20 protein-coding genes are annotated in these 21,856 nt (G+C 48.8%); 18 read left to right on the forward strand and 2 right to left on the reverse strand.

What is annotated here, in order from left to right; genetic code table 11:
• The first annotated feature begins 124 nt into the window (after positions 1-124).
• Both M3202_RS03240 and M3202_RS03245 read left to right on the forward strand, forming a co-directional pair.
• On the forward strand, positions 125-910 hold the full coding sequence (locus M3202_RS03240; RefSeq protein ID WP_251222227.1) for a patatin-like phospholipase family protein: 786 nt from the start codon (positions 125-127) through the stop codon (positions 908-910).
• Complete coding sequence (locus tag M3202_RS03245; protein WP_251221919.1) at positions 907-1,950, forward strand: SepM family pheromone-processing serine protease; 1,044 nt, start codon at positions 907-909, stop codon at positions 1,948-1,950. The genes M3202_RS03240 and M3202_RS03245 overlap by 4 nt, the downstream gene beginning before the upstream one ends.
• On the opposite strand, the gene M3202_RS03250 is transcribed toward M3202_RS03245, so the two are convergent.
• Positions 1,947-3,167, reverse strand: a complete 1,221-nt coding sequence (locus M3202_RS03250; protein WP_251221920.1) for a nucleotidyltransferase — start codon at positions 3,165-3,167, stop codon at positions 1,947-1,949. The two genes, M3202_RS03245 and M3202_RS03250, sit on opposite strands and share 4 nt — an antisense overlap.
• Before the next feature lie 192 nt (positions 3,168-3,359).
• On the opposite strand from M3202_RS03250, the gene M3202_RS03255 reads away from it, so the two are divergent.
• The 3 genes from M3202_RS03255 to M3202_RS03265 all read left to right on the forward strand — a co-directional run bounded on the left by M3202_RS03255 (position 3,360) and on the right by M3202_RS03265 (position 5,028).
• Complete coding sequence (locus M3202_RS03255; RefSeq protein WP_251221921.1) at positions 3,360-3,875, forward strand: YceD family protein; 516 nt, start codon at positions 3,360-3,362, stop codon at positions 3,873-3,875.
• Between the two features lie 94 nt (positions 3,876-3,969).
• Positions 3,970-4,143 carry a 50S ribosomal protein L32 gene (gene rpmF / locus M3202_RS03260; protein ID WP_251222228.1) on the forward strand — a complete coding sequence of 58 codons (174 nt, stop codon included), beginning with the start codon at positions 3,970-3,972 and terminating at the stop codon, positions 4,141-4,143.
• Positions 4,144-4,431: 288 nt separating this feature from the next.
• A complete protein-coding gene (locus M3202_RS03265) occupies positions 4,432-5,028 on the forward strand; it encodes an RsfA family transcriptional regulator (RefSeq protein WP_251221922.1) in 597 nt (198 codons plus the stop codon).
• Positions 5,029-5,139: 111 nt separating this feature from the next.
• Here the strand turns inward: M3202_RS03265 and M3202_RS03270 are convergent, their stop codons facing one another.
• Positions 5,140-5,655 carry an N-acetyltransferase gene (locus M3202_RS03270; protein ID WP_251221923.1) on the reverse strand — a complete coding sequence of 172 codons (516 nt, stop codon included), beginning with the start codon at positions 5,653-5,655 and terminating at the stop codon, positions 5,140-5,142.
• A gap of 206 nt (positions 5,656-5,861) precedes the next feature.
• On the opposite strand from M3202_RS03270, the gene M3202_RS03275 reads away from it, so the two are divergent.
• The 13 genes from M3202_RS03275 (at position 5,862) to spoVE (ending at position 21,812) form a co-directional block, all read left to right on the forward strand.
• Complete coding sequence (locus M3202_RS03275) at positions 5,862-6,782, forward strand: 2-dehydropantoate 2-reductase (RefSeq protein WP_251221924.1); 921 nt, start codon at positions 5,862-5,864, stop codon at positions 6,780-6,782.
• A 5-nt stretch (positions 6,783-6,787) separates the two neighbouring features.
• On the forward strand, positions 6,788-7,162 hold the full coding sequence (locus M3202_RS03280; RefSeq protein ID WP_251222229.1) for a DUF3397 domain-containing protein: 375 nt from the start codon (positions 6,788-6,790) through the stop codon (positions 7,160-7,162).
• A 92-nt stretch (positions 7,163-7,254) separates the two neighbouring features.
• Complete coding sequence (gene bshC / locus M3202_RS03285) at positions 7,255-8,874, forward strand: bacillithiol biosynthesis cysteine-adding enzyme BshC (RefSeq protein ID WP_251221925.1); 1,620 nt, start codon at positions 7,255-7,257, stop codon at positions 8,872-8,874.
• A 153-nt stretch (positions 8,875-9,027) separates the two neighbouring features.
• Positions 9,028-9,459 (forward strand): division/cell wall cluster transcriptional repressor MraZ, encoded by a 432-nt coding sequence (gene mraZ, locus M3202_RS03290; RefSeq protein ID WP_251221926.1) that lies wholly within the window; start codon positions 9,028-9,030, stop codon positions 9,457-9,459.
• A 39-nt stretch (positions 9,460-9,498) separates the two neighbouring features.
• Positions 9,499-10,431, forward strand: coding sequence for a 16S rRNA (cytosine(1402)-N(4))-methyltransferase RsmH (gene rsmH / locus M3202_RS03295; protein WP_251221927.1), 933 nt, complete (start codon positions 9,499-9,501; stop codon positions 10,429-10,431).
• Positions 10,432-10,445: 14 nt separating this feature from the next.
• Complete coding sequence (ftsL, locus tag M3202_RS03300; RefSeq protein ID WP_251221928.1) at positions 10,446-10,799, forward strand: cell division protein FtsL; 354 nt, start codon at positions 10,446-10,448, stop codon at positions 10,797-10,799.
• A 163-nt stretch (positions 10,800-10,962) separates the two neighbouring features.
• Positions 10,963-13,161 carry a penicillin-binding protein gene (locus M3202_RS03305; protein ID WP_251221929.1) on the forward strand — a complete coding sequence of 733 codons (2,199 nt, stop codon included), beginning with the start codon at positions 10,963-10,965 and terminating at the stop codon, positions 13,159-13,161.
• Positions 13,162-13,248: 87 nt separating this feature from the next.
• Positions 13,249-15,168 carry a stage V sporulation protein D gene (locus M3202_RS03310; RefSeq protein ID WP_251221930.1) on the forward strand — a complete coding sequence of 640 codons (1,920 nt, stop codon included), beginning with the start codon at positions 13,249-13,251 and terminating at the stop codon, positions 15,166-15,168.
• 79 nt (positions 15,169-15,247) lie between these two features.
• Positions 15,248-16,711: a UDP-N-acetylmuramoyl-L-alanyl-D-glutamate--2,6-diaminopimelate ligase gene (locus tag M3202_RS03315; RefSeq protein ID WP_251222230.1), complete on the forward strand. Its 1,464-nt coding sequence runs from the start codon at positions 15,248-15,250 to the stop codon at positions 16,709-16,711.
• Entirely contained in the window at positions 16,705-18,090 is a 1,386-nt protein-coding gene (locus tag M3202_RS03320; protein WP_251221931.1) for a UDP-N-acetylmuramoyl-tripeptide--D-alanyl-D-alanine ligase, read from the forward strand. The genes M3202_RS03315 and M3202_RS03320 overlap by 7 nt, the downstream gene beginning before the upstream one ends.
• Positions 18,084-19,058: a phospho-N-acetylmuramoyl-pentapeptide-transferase gene (mraY, locus tag M3202_RS03325; RefSeq protein WP_251221932.1), complete on the forward strand. Its 975-nt coding sequence runs from the start codon at positions 18,084-18,086 to the stop codon at positions 19,056-19,058. Before M3202_RS03320 ends, mraY begins: the two co-directional genes overlap by 7 nt.
• A gap of 1 nt (position 19,059) precedes the next feature.
• Entirely contained in the window at positions 19,060-20,415 is a 1,356-nt protein-coding gene (gene murD / locus M3202_RS03330; protein WP_251221933.1) for a UDP-N-acetylmuramoyl-L-alanine--D-glutamate ligase, read from the forward strand.
• Between the two features lie 296 nt (positions 20,416-20,711).
• Positions 20,712-21,812, forward strand: coding sequence for a stage V sporulation protein E (spoVE, locus tag M3202_RS03335; RefSeq protein WP_251221934.1), 1,101 nt, complete (start codon positions 20,712-20,714; stop codon positions 21,810-21,812).
• Positions 21,813-21,856 lie beyond the last annotated feature (44 nt).

The raw sequence follows: 21,856 nt of genomic DNA on the forward strand, positions 1-21,856 counted from the left end.
GCATACGTGAGACATGAATTTTAGAAACATGTCCGTTCATTTAACTATACGTATACAAGCCCGTAATAGACCATATCATTGAAAATAAGTTCTGAATGAAAGTGGAGAGATGGCGGTGAAACAAATGCGTCCTAAAATCGGTCTCGCTTTAGGGTCTGGCGGAGCGCGCGGCTATGCTCATATCGGTGTGCTGAAGGCGTTGCAAAGTGAAAATATCCCGATTGACATGATAGCCGGAAGCAGCATGGGTGCGCTGGTCGGCAGCTTGTACGGCGCGGGCCAATCGGTTGCTCATTTGGAAAGGTTCGCGACTTTATTTCGACGGAAATACTACCTTGATTTAACCGTGCCAAAGCTTGGTTTCGTCATGGGGGTAAAGGTGAAAGAGCTGATCAGGCTGCTGGCCAAACATAAACATGTCGAGGAGCTTGACCCGCCTGTGGCGATTGTCGCCACAGATATTAAAAAAGGCGAGCGTGTCGTCATCCGCTCAGGGGATGTCGCCGCGGCGGTGAGAGCGAGCATTGCCATTCCGGGAATTTTCGTTCCGGAAGAATGGAATGGACGAATGCTTGTCGATGGCGGCGTGATAGACCGCGTTCCGGTTTCGGTTGTAAAAGAAATGGGAGCAGACATTACGATCGCCGTTGATGTATCTTATTTCCGCACGGAGCCGGAGCTCGGGACGATCTATGATGTGATCATGCAGAGCATGGATATTATGGCGCGTGAAATGATCCGTTCCCAGGAGATGAACAGCTCAGTAATGATCAGGCCGATCATCAAGCATTCAAGCTCGCTTGATTTTTCCGGCGTTGAACAGCTGATAGCCTGTGGAGAAGCCGCAACAAAAGAAAAAATGGCTGCAATCAAACAATGTATTCGCGAGTGGGAGGAAAGACATCAATGACACAAACGAAACCGTTACTTAAGAAAAGATGGATTTTTTTATTGGCTGCTTTGCTTTTTATCCATTTCTTTCAGCTTCCGTATTATTATTCGCAGCCCGGCGGAGCACTGGCCCTCGATCAGGTGATCGAAGTGGAAGATGGCTTTCGCGAGGACGGCTCGTTTATGCTGACAACCGTGCAAATGGGAAAAGCCAATTTATTATTTTATGTCTGGGCCCATTTCAGTCCTTACCGGATGCTGTATCCGGAAGAGCAGCTGCGCTTTGAAGGAGAAACGGATGAAGAGTATGAGCATCGGCAATTAATGGCGATGACGAACTCGCAGGAAACAGCGAAAATCGTCGCCTATGAGCATGCCGGTAAAGAAATTGAGTATGTACATAAAGGGGTTCTTGTCACAACGTTAATCGAAGGAATGCCGGCAGACGGCGTCCTCCAGCGAGGCGATCATATTGTGGAAGTCGACGGGACGCCGGTGCAAACTGCGGAGCAGCTAATTGAACTGCTCAATGGTAAAACAGCCGAGGATCAAGTCCGGCTGTCTGTTACCCGCAATGGACGCGTTGAGCAGGTTGAGCTCGGCTTTGCTCCATTTCCCGAGGAATTCGGACTGACGGATGAACGGGTCGGAATTGGCATTTCCGAACCCGTAACTGATCGCGAGCTGACATTTACGCCGGATGTTCAGATTGATACAAGTCAAATTGGCGGCCCTTCGGCCGGGCTGATGTTCTCGCTTGAGATTTATAATCAGCTGCATGAAGAAGATTTAACAAAAGGCTATGCGATTGCCGGAACAGGGACGATCAATGAAGAGGGTCAGGTCGGCCGGATTGGCGGCGCTGCTCAAAAGGTCGTGGCAGCGGATAAGGAAGGGGCGGAGTACTTTCTCGCCCCTAATGAAAACGGCGCTCCCGACTCCAATTACGAGGAGGCATTGGCGGCCGCTGCCGATATCGGCAGCGAGATGGAGATTATTCCAATTGATACGTTCAATGAAGCACTGTCCTTTTTGGAAAGTTTGCCGGCGCGCTCCTAATGTGGACGCACCGGTGAGCGTTTGAACTCCTGCTGAATCTGTTCGGCTTTGAGCCGATTCGGCAGGGCGGATAAATAAATCGCGGTGGCACGCTCCTCAAGCTTAGCGATGATCGCTTCTCCTTTTGGAAAGCGGGTGACGAGCGGGAGCTGCCGCTGTTTTTTTGTATCGTTTAAATAGCGCTGGCCGGCAGCTGTCATTCCGAGCAAACGAATATACGGAAGCGGTGTGGCCAGTCCCGCTTTCATTTCCTCCTTCGTCGTATTGGTTAGCAGGTGGGTTGCCAGCCGTTGCAGGCGGGTCCATGTGTAGCGTTTTGTTTTCATTTTCGTCATCCAGTCCTCAAAGGAAACAGCTGTCATCATCATTTCCTTTACCCGGTATTCCAGTCCTTCTTCGCATTCATAACAGGCGCGCAGGCTCTCAAGCGGGCTCGCCATCACTTTATAATGAAGGAGCGGGAAATAATGCTCCCATGTATGTAAAAGCGTATACGTTTGTTGATAGTTAATCAGCAGCCGGAAAGTCGCTTCAGGCATCACATGCTTTGTTTGTGACAGGCCACTTTCCTTATCCTTACGCAATGCCTGACGAATGCTTGTTGCGCTTGCAATCGCAGTTTGCGGCAATGTTTGCTCATGGTAATGAGCCTGCTGCCGCGGTGTCGTCGAGGCTTGAATCGAATAATTCCCTTCCCGAATCGCCTTCACATAATGATAGCCTAAAATATTGTTCGGCTCCTGCAGGCTGAGGGTATCCGGATCAAGCTGTAATTGCGTAAAGGCTTCGGCTGTCGCGCGCGGGTAGCTTACGCCCTCTTTCATCCTGTCTTTTACAAGCCGGTTAAATGCCTCTTCGTGCTGCTCCATCGTCTCCACCAGTGAAGTAAACCGTTCGATCTCCCCGGCCTCGCTGCCGAAGTTGAGGAAATCGACGCCCATTTCTGCGAGGATGGTTACCGCTCCTTTGGCAAATAATTCGGCTTTTTGGGTAGAGTAAAGATACGGCAGTTCGACGACAAGATCAACACCATTAGCCAGTGCCATTTCCGTTCTATGCCATTTGGAACATAGCGCGGGTTCGCCTCTCTGCAAAAAAGAGCCGCTCATCACAGCGATGACAAGGTCAGCCCCCGTCTGCTTTTTGGCTTCTGTCACATGGTAGAGATGGCCATTATGGAAAGGATTATATTCGACGACGATGCCAACTGCTTTCATTCCAACACTTCCTTTCAGGATCGCTCTTTTTGCTATTCTTTACACACATAGGAGGACGTGCTACAATAAACCTCATGCTCCAAAGAGGATAAATGCTATGTTTATTATAGACAAACCGCTGTAAAGAAAAAAGGTTGACAAAAAAAAGGCGGAGAGCTATACTTAATTTTGTTGTCTTAGAGGTGATTGATCATGAAATGGTCTCTTCAGCAGCTTCAGGCTGCTAAGCATAAGCCATTTACATTTGAGGAAACCGTTGATCTGACGAGCTTAAAAGAACAAAATGCGGAAATTCGCGCCGTCTCTCCAATCGTCGTTCGTGGGGAAGTAACATTCTCCCGTTCACTTTGGACTTTTGAGCTTGATCTATCAGGTGAATTAATTTTGCCTTGCGCAAGGACATTAGCAGATGTCCATTTTCCGATTGACCTGCATGTTACCGAGCGTTTTCATCCATCGGCTGATGAGTGGATCGCCGATGAAGAGGACGATGACATTCATCCGATTGAAGGAGAATCGATCGATCTGCTTCCTTATGTCAAGGAGCGGATTTTGCTTGAAATCCCGATTCAGGTATATGCGGATGATGAAGCGCAGCGTCAAGCCCCTCCGTCCGGGACAGATTGGGAGCTTGTCACGGAAGAACAGCAGAAAAACCGGATTGATCCGCGGCTTGCTGATTTAGCGAAGTTTTTTGATAAGGAATAGGAAAATCGAAGCACCGGCATTGCTCGGCCTTCATTTCATAAAGCCAGTCATATGCTGGTATTGAAGAATTGAATTTTGTAAGGAGGTGGGAATGATGGCAGTACCTTTTAGAAGAACGTCTAAAACTCGTAAGAATAAGCGTCGTACTCACTATAAGTTAGCAGTACCTGGCATGACTAAGTGTCCTGAGTGTGGAGAGTTGAAGCTTGCGCACCGTGTTTGTAAAGAGTGTGGCTCTTACAAAGGCCAGGAAGTTATTAGCAAATAATGGATCATTGATTCAATTAAAGAGGGTATCCAAAAGGTTGAGCGCAACCTTTTGGATACCCTCTTTTTGTATGCCGGGAAACCTCCTCTTTCTCAGAAGTGAATACATTATCAGCAATTGGTCATAATTCTAATAGAATGGCATATTTTTCTGTTGAAAGAACAGAAAGGATATTATTTTTCGGCTTGATTGGAGAAATGCCTCTGGCGTTTTTCTTAATTGTACGTCTTTCTACTCTAGTAGATGCATACAGTATAAGCAACGAAACTTTAGGGAGGGGCTAATTCTATGACCACAATCCGACAAGATGCATGGACTGCAGATGAAGATTTAATTTTGGCAGAAGTTGTTCTCAGACATATCAGGGAAGGGAGCACCCAGCTTGCCGCTTTTGAGGAAATTGCCGAGCGGCTCTCAAGGACAAGTGCGGCTTGCGGCTTCCGTTGGAACTCAACCATTCGTAAAAAATATGAATCAGCCATTGCGCTCGCTAAAAAGCAGCGCTCGAAAAATAAAAAAGGAAAAGCGGTGCAGGAGAGCAAGTGGCAGGAGGAAACGAGTGAGGAGCTGACCGCTCAGGAAAGCCCGGTTGAACAAGTCGAGCAGAAGCCTGAGCAGGAAACCGAGCCAGCCAGCGCAAAAGCCGAGCCGGTGACGCTTACGATGGAGCAGGTTATAGACTTTTTACATGAGTACCATAAAAATCAGCAGCAGGCCGTTGCAAAAGATGTAGAAAGCTTGAAACAGGAAAATGAAGCGCTGAAGCAGGAGCTTGAAAAAGTAAAAGAGGATAAGCGAATCATGGCCGAGGATTACCGCGCGTTATTGTCGATTATGGATCGCGCCAGAAAGATGTCCGGCTATCAGCACGCATCAGAATCGTAGGGCGGCAGGTTCATGCCTTGAATAGAAACATAGAGGGGCTGGGCGTAAGGTTGTTTTTTACCTTTTGCCCAGCCCCTATCTACTATCTGGTTTCGTTTTATCTTTTTATTGTTAAAGTTCCTGGTTTGACTCGACGTTAACCGGCGTTGTGTTTTCCTGCTGTTCCTGAACTCCTGCCGGATACCAGACATACGGGCTTTCCCCGCGGTCGCGCGCCGGCTGGTACGTCACCGGCTCAAAGCCCATATGACTCCAGAATTCCCCCGAGCCTTGACGGGCGTTCGTCTTGATCGGTAAGTTGAATGATTTGGCAAAATCGACGAGCGCTTTTCCGTACCCTTTCTTGCGGTATGGTTCCAGCACTTCCAATTTCCATAATTCCAAATAATCTTGCGGTGGGTCGAAGTAACGGTCGAATTTCGCTTCGATTTTATACAAGCTCATACGAGCAACGAGCTTTTTACCAAAATAGATTCCATAGAATGGTGATTCACTGTCGTTTTCAATAATGTTTGCTTCTAAATCATCTTTCATGGAAAGTTCAGCAGCCCCGAACTCTCGGAAGTTCTTGAATTCTTCTAAGGTTTTGTAGTTCACCAATAAGCGTGTCACTTCATGATTTCCCATTTAGCATTCCTCCCGATTTCCAATGATTCTGTCTTTACCCTTTTATTTTACTACAAGTCGGCGGGAAAGCGTTTAAAAATGCGAAAATTTTTGGGCGGATGGAATAATTCTAATAATCAGAATATAAACGATAGGCATGAAAGGCTAGTAATATGGTACAATTTTCATATGTGATACTAGTTGATAGAAGAAGGGGTTTAGAACGAATGAAGGTTGCGATTGTTGGGGCGGGTGCAATCGGGATGCTGACGGCCTGCTATCTGGCGGACCGCAGGCACGATGTCGTCTTGTTGACACAGCGAAAGGAGCAGGCGGAACGGATTAACGACCACGGGCTGCAGCTGATCGATTTTTATGGAAGGACACAGAGAAAAGCGGTCAAAGCCAAAACGTTAGCCGGGTTGACGGAAAAGGATCAACTGGATGTCGTGATTTTGACCGTGAAAGCATACAGTGTGAAAGACGTGCTTTCCCAATTGAAGGATAAGCGGATTTCCTCGATTTTATTTTTGCAAAATGGGATGGCTCATATCGACTATTTTGCCGACCTGCCAATCGCGACTGTCGCCGTTGGGGTGATGGAGCATGGAGCGGTACGGGAAAATGATCATACAGTCCGGCATACCGGACGCGGCCGGTTGAGATGGGGTTACGTCAGAAAAGAAGCGGCTCTGCTGGACGATCTGTTCGCGGCGGATAGTGGTGAGGACGCTTTTCCGGTCCGCTATGAAGGGGACTGGCTCGAGATGCTGCAGCAAAAACTGATCGTCAATGCCTGTATTAATCCACTGACAGCTTTGCTGGGAGTGAAAAATGGCGAGTTGGTTACAAGCCGGCCCCGCAAAGAGATGATGAGAGCGATCTTTACCGAAGTGATGCAAGTATTGGAGCGTGATGATGAGGAGGAAAGATGGGCTCATGTTGTCCGGGTTTGCGAGCAGACAGCGTCGAATACATCGTCAATGCTCGTTGATCTCTCCAATCGGCGGCAGACGGAAATTGCCAGTATTTCAGGCTATCTCATCAGGCTGGCCGAACAAAAGCAGCTTGCCGTGCCGGTCCTGAACTTTGTTACTATGGCGGTTAGCTCAAAAGAAGAGGCAGCAAGAAAGGAGGGAGACGATTGAGTCAGGTGCTTTCATGGTTTATCGCGACAATCATTACTTTGCCATTACTTGGCTGGTACGTGCTTTATCTCATAACGGTAAAGATAACAAGAAAGAAAGCGAGAGCAATGCGGGTCGCCTCCGATGGAAGTGTGGTCTTATTTATGGCAGCTGTTTATTTTATTATGTATGAGCTGTGGGGGCGCTCTTTTTTGTGGATGATTTTGGCGATTTTCTTTTTTATTGCCCTCGTCTTCACCTGGCTTCATTGGCAGGCATCCGGAGACATTTATACAAGGAAGCTGTTAAAAGGAATCTGGCGCGTTAACTTCCTGCTATTCTTTGTTCTTTATCTCGTGTTAAGCGGCTATGGCTTGCTCTCGCGTCTGATTTCATCATGAACGACAGGTTCCAGTTCATAACGTTTGGTGTTCATAAAAGTTTTTGCTATGATGGGGTAAGAATTTAGCAATACGAAGGGACGTCTTTACATATGAGAGTTGGAGAAGTGAATCTTTCATCCAGGTCCGGCTTTTTGAAAGATTATAGTGAAGGGAAGGAGCGATGTTTGCCTTTTTTAGACTATGCCTTTCTTGATCAGGAAAAGTATAAGCAGAGAGCGGCAGAATTGCTTACCCGTTCTTATCAAAGGGAGCAGTTAGCTGATTACTTCACGGAAGTTCATGCCCGGCTGTCTTATCGGGAGGAAGCGAGACAACAAATTGAAAAGCTGAAACAAGCCAACTCCCTCGTTGTCGTAGGGGGGCAGCAAGCAGGTCTGCTGACGGGACCGCTTTTTACTGTGTATAAGGCGATGTCTATTTTGCTGATGGCGAAGCAGCAGGAAAAAGAACTTGGGCTTCCGGTCGTCCCTGTTTTCTGGATCGCTGGTGAAGATCATGACCTTGATGAAATACGATATGTATACATTGAAAAAAATAAGAGATGGAAAAAGCATATGCTGGAGGAAGGAGGCGCAGCCAATTCGGCGTCTAAGCTTCCACTTGAGCGAAAACAGCTGAAGCAGTGGCTTCAGACCGTGTTCGCTTCCTTGCCGGAAACAGCGTATACGAAGCAGCTCCTCACCAAGCTTGAAGGGTTTCTTGAAGAAGGGGTGACGTATGTCAGCTTCTTTCAAAAAGTGATGAACTGGTTTTTCGGCCATGAAGGGCTATTGCTGCTCGATGCTCATGATCCGTTGCTGCGCCGCCTCGAGATCCCTTACTTTGAACGGTTAATCGAGGAAGTGGAAGAGGTGCAGACCGCTCAGCAAAGGGGAGCGAAAGCCTTTTATGAAGCGGGATACGGCACTCCTGTGGTGACAGAAGCGGAAAATTCCCATCTCTTTTTAGAGGTGAACGGGGAGCGAAAGCGGCTCGATTATCAGGATGAAGCCTTTGTCGTGCGCGGGGGCAAGCTGCGCTTTACGAAACGGGAGCTGCGCGAGCTGCTGCAGCAAGAGCCGGAGCGCTTCAGCAACAATGTCGTCACAAGGCCGTTAATGCAGGAATGGCTGCTGCCGGTACTCGCTTTTATCTCAGGTCCCGGTGAATTGTTATATTGGGCTACGTTAAAGGATGTGTTTCATCATTTTGGCTGGAAGGTCCCGCCGGTCATTCCGCGTTATCAGGCGACGATCGTTCCGGCGGCTGTCCAGAAGTGGCTTGATCAGTTCAGCTATGAAATTGAACCGTTTTTAAGCGGCGGAATGGAGCAGCTGCGCGAGGCATGGTTAGCGGAGCAGAATCCATATCCGGTTCATGAAGTGGCACAACAGGTGCGTGAACAAATGCTGAGCTATCATCGCCCGCTGCGGGAGCTGGCGGTGGAGATGGACGTTACTTTGGCGGCGCTCAGTGAAAAAAATGCGGTGATTATTGAGGATCAGCTGAAGTTTTTAGAAAAAAGAATGGCACATTTCGTTCGACAACAGCATGAACATACGCTTGAAAAATTTGCCGAGGCAGAGCGGTGGCTGTTTCCGCTTCAGCATCCGCAAGAGCGGGTCTTTCATCCGCTTTTATTTGTGAATTTGCTCGGGATTGAGGAATTCCGCCGAATATTGTCGACTGATGTAACTTTAGATATGCGCCATAAGCTCTTTTATTTGTAAATAATTGTTTCTTTTTTCTGTCGGAAGAATGAGAACGAAAAAACTTGCTTTTACGAGCAAGTTTTTTTTGTGGAGAAAAATAAAATTTACAGTGGTGCAAAGTGGAGGGTTGTGGTAACTTAAGGGTAGGAAGTGGGGGGAGTTGGATTCGAGATGTTTATGGGGGAGTATCGCCATAACGTAGACGAAAAAGGGAGAATGATTATTCCGGCTAAATTTCGTGATGGCCTCGGTTCATCCTTTGTGATGACACGTGGGCTGGATCGTTGTTTATTTGTCTATCCTTCTGAAGAGTGGCGGAAGCTCGAAAACCAGCTGAAAGAGTTACCCTTTACAAAAAAAGATGCGCGTGCGTTCACCCGTTTCTTTTTTTCAGGCGCTGCCGAATGTGAACTGGATAAACAGGGAAGGGTAAATATTGCCTCCCCTCTGCGTGAGTTTGCTCAACTGGAAAAAGAGTGTGTCATTATCGGCGTCTCGAACAGAGTTGAAGTGTGGAGCAAAGAGAATTGGGAAACGTATTTCGCTGAGTCTGAGGATTCCTTTAGCGAAATCGCTGAAAATATTGTTGATTTTGACCTCTAGTAGAAAGAGGAACACGGTTTTAGTCATGGAGGTGAAGAATTGTTTCTACACGTAACAGTTTTAAAGCAGGAAGCGGTAGATGGACTACATATTAAGCCTGATGGCATTTATGTTGATTGTACGCTGGGCGGAGCCGGCCATTCCTCGTTAATTGCCTCCCGGCTTTCACCACAAGGTCACTTATATGCATTTGACCAGGATGACAAGGCGCTCGAGGTTGCGAGGGAGCGGCTAGCGGAATTTGAAGGGCGCGTGACCTTTATTCGCAGCAATTTTCGCTTTCTCAAACGGGAGCTACATAAGTACGGCGTTACAGGGGTTGACGGTATTTTATTTGATTTAGGAGTTTCCAGTCCGCAGCTGGATGAAGCTGAGCGGGGATTCAGCTACCATCAGGATGCTGAGCTGGATATGAGAATGGATCAAACCGCTTCTTTAACCGCATATGAAGTGGTCAATGAATGGTCCTTTGAACGGCTCCATTCGATCATTGCCAGATACGGGGAAGAGCGCTTTGCCAAGCAAATTGCACGAAAGATCGAGGCGTACCGCGAACGGAAAGCGATTGAAACAACAGGTGAGCTTGTCGAGATCATTAAAGAAGCGATTCCCGCCCCGGCCCGCCGCAAAGGTGGTCATCCGGCGAAACGGACTTTTCAGGCGATCCGGATTGCCGTTAATGATGAGCTTGGTGCATTTGAGGAAGCGCTGGAGGACGCGATCACGCTGCTTAATAAAGGCGGACGTTTATCGGTGATTACCTTTCACTCACTTGAAGATCGTCTTTGCAAGGAAATCTTTAAGGAGCACAGCAAAGGCCCTGATTTACCACCAGGTCTCCCGGTTGTCCCTCCCGGCTATGAGCCGGTTTTAAAGCTTATCAACAAAAAGCCTGTCGTCGCATCAGAGGAAGAACTGCAAGTCAATAATCGCGCGCGTTCTGCAAAGCTTCGCGTAGCAGAAAAACAGTAACAAGGAGGGTTTCGATGAATATGGTTGCACGTAAGTATCAGGAGCAGCAGCAACAGCAGGTTCAAACAAAAACGCGTGTTCGCCGGGTAAGGATGAACGTTACCTTCGGCGAAAAACTAATCATTGGTTTCATAGTCGCCTGCACCTTTCTTATGGTTAGCATGATTGTACATAACTACGCTACGATTTACGGAACGAATCAGGAAGTATATGAACTGGAAGCGCTGATTGCCGAACAGGTTCAGCTGAATGAAGGGCTATCCTTGCAGGTCGTGGAGCTTAGTGCGCCTGACCGGATTCTCTATCTTGCCTCTGAAGAACTCGGGATGACGCTGGATGACAATAAAGTGAAAGTCGTCAATAACTAGCTCTTGCTACAGGGCTAGTTTTTCCGCGTAAAGAAAGAAGCGTTGATTGAGGGATTAGAGAACGTTCAAGCAGTCTTTCTGTCAGTTTCAAAGGGAGTGACTCCAAAGAAAAGGCGTCTCTGGCGTTTTTCTTACATCATGTTTATGGGATGAGGTGAGAGGGTTGGAAATTAAGCGTAATGTGATGAATAAACGAGCGGTTGTTCTTTTGTTATGCGTGTTGATGATTTTTGTTGTATTAGTAGGCCGATTTATTTTCATTCAAACAAGCAAGGAAGTGAACGGCACGGATTTAGAGGCTTTAGGCAAAGATCGCTGGACGCGCTCGCAAGTTTTAAAAGGAGTTCGGGGCACGATTTATGACCGTTCGGGCGGAGTACTTGCGACGGAGCTTAATTCCTACACCGCCTATGCGATACTGGATGAAGGGCAGCGAAGCTATGTCAAAGATCCGCAGGCAACGGCGGAAAAGCTTTCGCCCTATGTTAACATGCCGGTTGACGAGCTGACCTCGCTGCTTTCCTCCGACCGCTTTCAAGTAGAGCTTGGTTCAGGCGCGAAAAATATGACGCATGAACGAATGGAAGAAATCAGCGCCCTTCAGCTTGAAGGAATATTTTTCAGGGAGGAGCCGCGGCGCTACTATCCGAAACAAACGTATGCTTCCCATGTTATCGGCTATACGGAGCGAGATATGGCGACGGCACGGATGGGGCTGGAACGCAGCTTGGATGAGCAGCTGCGGCCAACGGACGGCCTGATCCAATATCAAAGTGACCGCAAAGGGATTCCGCTTCCTGATCCAAAGCAGAACATCACACCGGCCAAAAATGGCCATGATGTTTATCTGACTCTTGATTCTAACATTCAAACAGCGTTAGATCAGGTTATGACGAAGGTCGAGGAAGAATACGAGCCCGAAAAAATGATCGCGATTGTAGCCGATCCGAAAACCGGCGAAATTTTGGCAATGAGCAATCGGCCGAGCTTCAATCCGAATCATTATGAGGATATTACAAATTATACGAATTATGCCGTGTCCGACCGGTTCGAGCCGGGTTCGACGGTGAAGATGTTCACCTTGGCAGCGGCGATTGAAGAAGGCGTGTATAACGGCGAGGATACGTACCAGTCCGGACGTTACCAGATCGGTCCTGATTCAATTCCCGATCATAACGGCGGCCGCGGCTGGGGAGTTATCACCTATAATGAAGGGCTTTTACGCTCCTCGAATGTCGCCTTCTCAAAAATCGCGCTCGAAGTGCTGGGGCGGGAAAAGCTGTATGAGTACTGGCAGCGGTTTGGCTTTTATGAGCCGACAGGGATTGACTTGCCAAATGAAGCTGATAGCTTAATAGCCGATCAGTACCGGATTGACGCAGCGACAACGGCTTTGGGGCAGGGTACGGCTCTGACGCCGATTCAGCAAGTCCAGGCGGCGACAGCGATTGCCAACGGCGGAAAGATGATGAAGCCGTATATTATTGACCACATCGTCGATCCGAATACGAATACAGTTGTCAAAAAAAATGAACCTGAGGTCGTTGGTGAGCCGATTTCCGCAGAAACGGCGGCTGAAGTGATTGACCTGCTTGAACAGGTTGTTACCTCACCGGCAGGGACAGGTCGTCCTTATTATTTGGAAGGGTTTAATGTAGTCGGAAAAACAGGGACGGCGCAAATCAGAAACGACGACGGTTCGATTATCCGCGGCCATGGGGAAAATATTTTCTCATTTCTCGGGATGGCACCGAAAGAGGATCCGCGCGTGATTGTTTATGTCGCGGTGAAACGACCTCATATTGAGAACTATGAAGTCGGCAGTGAGCCGACGGCGATGATTTTCAATACGATTATGAAGCACAGCCTGCAATATTTGAACATTACACCGACGATGGAAGAAATCGAAGAAGAGATCGCGACAAGCTATGTGACGAAGCAGTATGTTGGCCAGTCTCTTGCTGCCGTTCAACAGGAAATCACGGCAGAAGGGCTTGAGCCGATCATCCTTGGTGATGGCGGAACGATTGCCGCTCAGCAGCCGGCAGCGGGCAAAGGTATCCTTCCAGGAGAGAAGGTCATGCTGCGGACCAACAGCGAACAAGCCGTCATGCCGGATATGACTGGCTGGTCCAATCGCGACGTGCGAAAATTTGCCGAAGTAATGGGGATGCGTCCGACGATTTTCGGCCACGGCTATGTGACGACGCAAAATATTGAACCGGGAAGAGCGATTAAAGAAGGAGACTTCTTCGTGATCGAGCTTGCGACCCCGAGCCGTGAAGGGGAAGCGCAGGAGAGCGAAGAACTGGATGAGGCCGGAGAAGCAGAGCAGGAAGAACAGGAAAATCAGGCCGAGTAATAGAGATTGAGGTGTCCCTCCGTGCTGTTCTAATCATCAGCGTACAAGCATACGCTGATACAAGAATAGAGATACGGGGGGATCATTGTGCGAGTGTCGAATGTAACAGTACGCAAACGCCTCATTTTTGTCCTTTTCGCTGGACTGGCTGTCTTTTTCATTATCGGGCTGAGACTTGGATATGTGCAATTTGCGCTTGGTGACTGGCTGACTGACCGGGCGGAGGATTCCTGGAGCCGGGATGTTCCGTTTGAAGCAAAGAGGGGAGAAATCCGTGACCGGAATGATGTCGTGCTCGCTACAAATGTAAGTGCACCCTCGATCCTTGTCGTGCCGCGTCAAGTGCAGGATCCGGTCGATACAGCGGAACAGCTTGCAGCGGTATTAAATATGGATCATAAGAAAGCATATGAACTGGTGACAAAAAAAGAATCCATTGTCCGCATCAATCCGGAGGGGCGGAAGATTACGAAAGAAAAAGCAAGTGAAGTGCGTGCCTTGCGTTTAGCGGGTGTCTATATTGCCGAAGATAGTAAAAGGCATTACCCTTTTGGCAGCTATCTTTCTCATGTGCTCGGCTTTGCCGGGATTGACAATCAAGGCTTGACAGGCCTTGAGTTGTATTATGATGAACAATTAAAAGGCGAGAAAGGACATGTTTCCTTCTTTTCGACAGCAAAAGGGAACCGGATGCCGAACCTGGCTGATGAATATACAGCTCCAGTCAACGGACTTGACATGAGGCTGACGATTGACAGCAGGGTGCAAACGATCATTGAGCGGGAGCTTGATATCGCGGAGGCAACCTATAATCCGGATGGGGCGATCGCGATCGCGATGAACCCTAATACGGGAGAAATCCTTGGAATGAGCAGCCGGCCTCATTACAACCCGGAAGAGTTTCAGGAAGTGCCGCCGGAGATATATAATCAGAATAAGCCGGTTTGGATGCAATATGAGCCAGGCTCGACCTTTAAAATTATTACATTAGCCGCTGCACTGGAAGAGGGAGAGGTCGACCTAGAGCACGATACATTCTATGATCCGGGCTATATTGAAGTGGCAGGAAGGAATTTACGCTGCTGGAAAAAAGGCGGACACGGTCAACAGACGTTTTTAGAGGTCGTTCAGAATTCTTGTAACCCGGGGTTCGTCGTACTCGGAGAACGGCTTGGCAAAGACCGTCTTTTTGACTACATTGAGGATTTCGGCTTCGGGGAAAAGACAGGGATCGATTTACAGGGCGAAGGAACCGGGATTTTGTTTAACCGGGAAAACGTCGGACCGCTTGAACAGGCGACTACCGCTTTCGGTCAGGGGGTGGCCGTGACACCGCTTCAGCAGGTCGCTGCCGTGTCCGCCGCTATTAACGGTGGCTATTTGTATCAGCCTTATTTGGCGAAGGAATGGATTGACCCGCTAACAGGCGAGGTCGTCGAAGCGCACACCCCTACGGCGAAGCGCCAGGTGATTTCACCGGAGACATCGGAAAAGCTGCGTTATGCGCTGGAAAGCGTGGTCGCGCTTGGAACGGGGAAAGGGGCTTTTGTGGATGGCTACCGCGTCGGCGGGAAGACAGGAACAGCGCAAAAAGCCAAGGATGGACGTTATTTGGAAAATAACCATATCGTTTCATTTATTGGATTTGCCCCGGCCGATGATCCGCAAATTGTCGTCTATGTTGCGGTTGATAATCCGAAGGACACCCTGCAATTTGGCGGAATCGTCGCGGCGCCAATTGTTGGAAAAGTGATCGGCGATAGCTTGAGAGCGATGGGGGTTGAGCCGCGCGAAACACAGATTGAAAAAGAGCTTGTCTGGAGCGATGAACCATTGCTTGAGGTGCCAGATCTAGTCGGGAGAACGAAAAGAGAGATTTTTGATTCCTATTATGAGCTGCAGCTTGAAGTGGAAGGTGAGGGGCAAAATGTATTAGCCCAGTCCCCTGAGCCGGGTGTAAAAGTGACAGCAGGATCGACAATCCGCCTTTATATGGGTGACAAATAGAGAGAGAACGTCTAAAATAATCCTAGTGTGCACATGCCAACTAGAGTGTGAAATGATGGATTGAGAGGTTTTGGACATGATGAAATTAAAAGAGTTAGTAGCACCGTTACGGTTTCAAGCCAACGGAATAACGGAAAACCCGGTTGTCCATTCTTTGGAGATGGATTCAAGGAAGGTAACAGAAGGGACGGCTTTCTTTTGTGTGAAAGGCTATACGGTTGACGGGCATGATTATGCGAAGCAGGCTGAGGAGCGCGGGGCGGTGGCGATCATTGCCGAACGGCCGCTGCCCGTTTCGGTCCCTGTCATTATTGTCAGTGATACGAAGCGGGCAATGGCTCAGCTTGCCTGTCACTTTTATGATAATCCGACAAAAAAACTAAAGCTGATCGGGGTCACTGGAACAAATGGGAAAACGACGGTCACCCATCTGCTTGAGCAAATCATGCAGGACGATGGAAAGAAAACCGGTTTAATTGGAACGATGTATACGAAGATTGGAAATGAGCAGTATGAAACAAGAAATACGACGCCTGAATCGCTCACGCTGCAACAGCTGTTTGCTGAAATGGTAGAGGCCGGTGTTGACCGGGCGATGATGGAGGTTTCTTCCCACGCTCTTCACCAAGGGAGAGTACGCGGCTGTGATTTCGACGTCGCGGTCTTCACCAATTTAACCCCGGACCACCTTGATTATCATGATACGCTTGATGCTTATTTATACGCGAAAGGCCTTTTATTTGCCCAATTAGGAAATACGTTCAGTGATAAGGTTGCTGTCCTCAATGCTGATGACGCCGCTTCACAGGAGCTTGCCAGAATGACGGCCGCAACCGTCGTCACGTACGGGATTAAAGAACAGGCCGATGTGAAGGCGACAGATATCCGCATTTCAGCGTCAGGAACCTCCTTTCGGTTAACGGCCTTTAACGAGGAAGTGACGGTGTCGATGCGGCTGATTGGGATGTTCAGCGTCTACAACGCGCTTGCTGCTGCAACGGCTGCTCTCGTCCTGGGGGAACCGCTTGAAAAGATCAAAGCGAGCCTCGAGCAGGTGAAGGGCGTGGCCGGGCGGTTTGAAACGGTTGATGAAGGGCAGGATTATACGGTTATTGTCGATTATGCCCATACACCTGACAGCCTTGAAAACATATTAAAAACCGTGCGAGAATTTGCAAAAAAAGACATGATTGCGATCGTCGGCTGCGGCGGTGACCGGGATCGGACAAAGCGGCCAGTTATGGCCAGAATCGCTGTTGACTATGCGAGTAAGGCTATTTTCACCTCTGATAATCCGCGCTCTGAGGAGCCGGCAGCGATTATTGCCGATATGGTGACCGGCGTAGAAGAGGGGACTTATGAGGTGATTTTGGACCGGGAAGAAGCAATCAAACGGGCGGTGGCAGAAGCCGAGGCGGGAGATATCGTCATCATTGCCGGAAAAGGACATGAAACGTACCAGATCCTAAATGGCAAAACGATTCATTTTGATGATCGCGAAGTGGCGAGACGGGCGATAAAGGAGCGGATGTCTTCATGTTAAGTCCAGCTTTATTAGAAGGGCTTATTGAGTCCACCAGATTAGAGGAAAAGGAGCGGGAAGAAGGCTTTCGTTCTGTTGCGACCGATACGCGGAAGCTGGAGCCCGGCTCCTTGTTTGTTCCGCTTGTCGGCGACCGTTTCAATGGTCACGACTTTCTGCTTCAGGCGATTGAAGGAGGGGCGGCAGCGGCCTTGTGGCAGGCGGATTATCCGTTGCCGGAAAAGCTGCCTGACGACTTTCAGCTTTATTTCGTCAAGGATACGCTCGCGGCGCTGCAGCGGATGGCCGGGGCCTATCGCCAACAGGTTGATCCGGTTGTTATCGGCGTGACCGGCAGCAACGGAAAAACGACGACCAAAGATTTGTTATTTGCTGTTCTTTCTTTGCACAAAGAAACATATAAAACACAGGGAAACTATAACAATCATATTGGCTTGCCATTAACGATCTTAGCGATGCCGGCAACATGTGAGTATCTCATTTTGGAAATGGGAATGAGCGGCTTTGGCGAAATCGCCTTATTAAGTGAAATTGCGCTGCCGGATGTGGCCATCGTGACCAATATTGGCGATTCCCACCTGGAGCAGCTGGGCAGCCGGGAAGGGATCGCCAAAGCCAAAATGGAAATTACGACCGGGCTAAAAAAAGGCGGAACTGTCATTATAGACGGGGATGAGTCCTTGCTGAATCCTTACCGGAAAGAAGCGACTTGCACGGTCGGCTTTTCCGGACAATGTGATGCGATCCTATCGGCGGTGAACGCAAGCGAGGCAGGCTATTCATTCCAATTTGCCGATCTCGGCCGCTTTTCACTGCCGCTGCTTGGTGAGCATAATGTAAAAAATGCCGGCTTCGTTATTGCCGCAGCGCGCCAAATCGGCGTGCCACAGGAGGCGATCCGGCGCGGACTGGAGTCCGTTTCCTTAACGGGTATGCGGCTTGAAAAGCAACGGGGAAAGCAGGGAGAGCTGATTATTAACGATGCGTATAATGCAAGCCCGACCTCAATGATGGCGGCAATTGAAACGGTCAAAGCGTTACCGGGATTTGAAAAAAGGATTGCGGTTCTCGGCGATATGTATGAGCTTGGGAACGAGGAAGAAATGCTGCATCGAAAGGTAGCTGACGTCATTTCCGAACCGCTCACTCACCTGATTTGCATCGGCGAGAAAGCGCGCTGGATTGCGGCTGAAGCAATCAAAAGCACCACTGCAGGACTTGTCATTCATTGGGCGCGCTCGAAGGACGAAGCGGCCGCTTACATACGAACACTAGCTGATGCCAGGACGGCAATATTATTTAAAGCATCAAGAGGAATGAAATTAGAAGAAGTGATTGACGCTTATCAGACGATGGAAAGGGGGAATGATGAATGCTAGAACGCGTATTATTGCTGACATTAGTTTTATCATTTGTCATTGCCGTCATTCTTTCGCCCCTTTTTATCCCGTTTTTAAGAAGGCTGAAATTCGGGCAAAGTATCCGTGAAGAAGGCCCGAAATCCCATCAGAAGAAGAGCGGGACGCCGACAATGGGAGGAATCGTGATCGTTCTTTCCATTCTGTTTGCCTCCTTGTTTATTTCCATGCGCTTCTTGGCGTTCAGTCAGGAGATCGCTCTCCTGCTGCTCGTAACGGTCGGCTTTGGCCTTGTCGGCTTTCTTGATGATTACATTAAAGTAGTCAAAAAGCGGAATTTAGGCTTGACCTCCAAACAGAAGCTTGCCGGTCAACTGTTGATTGCGATTTTGTTTTATTTCGGTCTTAGACAGATGGGACTGTCAACAGAGGTGGCGATTCCAGCGACATCGCTTTCGATTGACTTCGGCTGGTTTTACTTGCCGCTTGTCATTGTTATGCTCGTCGGCGCATCGAACGCCGTTAATTTGACCGACGGACTGGACGGACTGCTTGCGGGTACCGGGGCTGTCGCCTTTGGCGCATTCGCTGTTTTGGCCTGGAATCTTGAACTGATTGACGTGTCGATCTTTAGTGCGGCTGTCGTCGGGGCGGTGTTAGGATTTCTCGTTTTCAACGCTCACCCGGCTAAAGTGTTTATGGGCGACACCGGTTCGCTTGCTCTTGGAGGAGCGTTGGCGGCGATCGCGATTATGACAAAGCTGGAGATTTTACTGATTATTGTCGGCGGGGTCTTTGTAATTGAAACATTATCGGTCATTATTCAAGTTATTTCTTTTAAAACAAGAGGAAAACGTGTATTTAAAATGAGTCCATTGCATCATCACTATGAGCTATCGGGTTGGTCTGAGTGGCGGGTTGTTGTCACCTTTTGGTTTGTCGGGATGGTCTTGGCGGTCATTGGAATTTATATAGAGGTGTGGATGTAAAATGAAATCAGCTGAGCAATTTCAACATAAGAAAATACTGATCCTCGGCCTGGCCAAAAGTGGTGAAGCAGCGGCTCGTCTTTTACTAAGACTTGGTGCTCATATTGTTGTGAACGATGCGAAGCCTTATGACGAAAATGAGCAGGCGCAGCAATTAGAAAAAGAAGGCGTGCCGGTAGTGTGTGGCGGACATCCTCTTTCTTTAGTGGATGAAGGCTTTGATCTTATCGTCAAAAACCCGGGCATTCCTTACACGAATCCAATTATTCTGGCGGCTCAGGAAAAAGAGATAGAAGTCGTGACGGAGATTGAGCTTGCTTATTTATTGAGTGAGGCGGAAATCATTGCTATTTCTGGATCGAACGGGAAAACGACGACAACGACTTTAGTTTATGAAATGCTGCACGGCGGGGCGCGCACGCCGTTAATTGCTGGCAATATTGGGACGGTGGCATGTGAAGTCGCCGAGCAGGCAAATGCGGACGATGTTCTCGTTCTTGAAGTTTCCAGCTTTCAATTGCAGGGGACGACATCCTTTAAGCCAAAAGTGAGCGTCCTGTTAAACCTGTTTGACGCTCATCTGGACTACCATGGCACGAAGGAAGCTTATGTGCAGGCGAAAGCAAAAATTACAGCAAATCAGACCGAAGAGGATCTTTTTGTCTATAATGCCGATGATCCCCTTGTTGCGGCGGTCGCGGCGACAAGCGCAGCCCGGCTGCTGCCGTTTTCGCTCAAACGTGAGCTTCCGGAAGGAGTCTCCTGTCAAGATCAAGTCATTTCGTATCGGGGCGAGCCGATTATTCATACCGATGAGATCGTCTTGCCAGGCGCGCATAATATTGAAAATATTTTGGCGGCAATCGGCGCGGCTCTCAGCATGGGCGCAGTGAGAGAACAAATCGTGAAGGTTCTTACCTCCTTCAGCGGCGTCGCCCACCGGCTTGAATTTGTGCGGGAAGTGAACGGCCGGCGCTTTTATAATGATTCGAAGGCGACGAACATCCTTGCTTCGCAAAAAGCGCTGGAGGCATTTGAACAGCCGATTATTCTGCTTGCAGGTGGTCTTGATCGCGGCAATGAATTTGATGAGCTCGTTCCTTCGTTGAAAAACGTTCGCACGCTTATTACGTTCGGGGAAACGAAGCATAAGCTTGCCAAGGCGGCAAAAGCGGCCGGAATTGAAACGATTCTGTTCGCTGAATGGGTGGAGGATGCGGTGAAGAAAGCGTACCAGCAATCAGCGGAAAACGACGTAATTCTGCTGTCTCCGGCCTGCGCAAGCTGGGATCAGTACAAAACATTTGAAGAGCGCGGCAGCCGTTTTGCTGAAGCGGTTATGGCGCTTAACGGGTAAATTCGAGTGTGAGGTCTTAAAGGGGAGAAAAAAGCCTTTATTGGAGCAGCTGCTGAAAAAGTACGATTTTCACTTTTTCAGCAGCTTTTTCGTCATGATTTTTCAGTGGTCTCTAAGGCATCAGCTCATATGAAAGGATAATAGGTTGAGGTGGATTCGAGGAAGAGCAACGGCTCCGCGCGCCGCTATTAAGAAAACCCGCATAGCGGGTTTTCTTATGGGACATGTTTTCCTTTGTCCACGCATACATTTAAGGTGAGACCTGACTTAAATTGCGGTGGATTGAGGTGTTTTCAGTGGCCAGATCAAAAGCAACACCTGATTATGTATTATTTGCAACCACGATAGCTCTTCTCGTCATTGGGCTTGTGATGGTCTACAGTGCCAGCGAAGCCTGGGCGACATATCGCTTTGACGATTCGTTTTTCTTCGCCAAACGCCAGCTTTTCTTCTCGAGCGTCGGAGTTGTGGCAATGCTGTTCATGATGAAAGTCGACTATTGGACATGGCGGACATGGGCCAAGCTGATTTTGATCGTTTGTTTTTTGCTGCTCGTTATCGTGCTGATCCCCGGGGTCGGTTTGGTGCGGGGTGGGGCAAGGAGCTGGCTCGGGGTAGGCGCATTTTCGATTCAGCCATCGGAGTTTATGAAGATGGCGATGATCGTCTTTCTTGCCAAGTTTCTGTCTGAAAACCAGAAGAAGATTGTCTCATTTAAAAAGGGGCTTTTGCCCTCTCTGTCTCTTGTGTTGCTCGCCTTTGGCATGATTATGCTTCAACCCGACCTTGGCACCGGGGCGGTGATGGTCGGCACATGTGTGATCATGATCTTTGTTTCTGGGGCGCGGTTAAGCCATTTTTTATGGCTTGGCCTGCTCGGAGTAGCGGGGTTTGTCGCCCTGATCGCCTCAGCTCCCTACCGGATTCAGCGGATCACTTCATTTTTGGATCCGTGGTCTGATCCTTTAGGAAGCGGCTTTCAGATCATTCAGTCGCTATATGCGATCGGACCCGGTGGACTAATGGGGATGGGGCTCGGTGAAAGCAGGCAGAAATATTTTTATTTACCAGAGCCGCAAACCGACTTTATTTTCGCGATTTTGGCCGAGGAGCTCGGCTTCATCGGCGGGGCAATTGTTCTTTGCTTATTTGGGATTTTACTGTGGCGCGGCATTCGGATCGCCTTAGGGGCGCCGGATTTATTTGGCAGCTTCCTTGCGGTTGGGATTATTTCGATGGTCGCGATCCAGGTGATGATTAATATTGGCGTTGTCACCGGGCTGATGCCGGTAACAGGGATCACATTACCTCTGCTCAGCTATGGCGGCTCCTCATTGACGTTGATGCTTGTCTCGTTAGGAGTGCTGTTAAATATCAGCCGGCATATCCGGGTGTGAACCAGGTGTGGCAAAAGGGCTGCTTTCCCTTGTGCCACACCTGT

Source organism: Halalkalibacter oceani, from assembly GCF_023715605.1.
In the GTDB taxonomy this organism is placed as follows: domain Bacteria; phylum Bacillota; class Bacilli; order Bacillales; family Bacillaceae_D; genus Halalkalibacter; species Halalkalibacter oceani.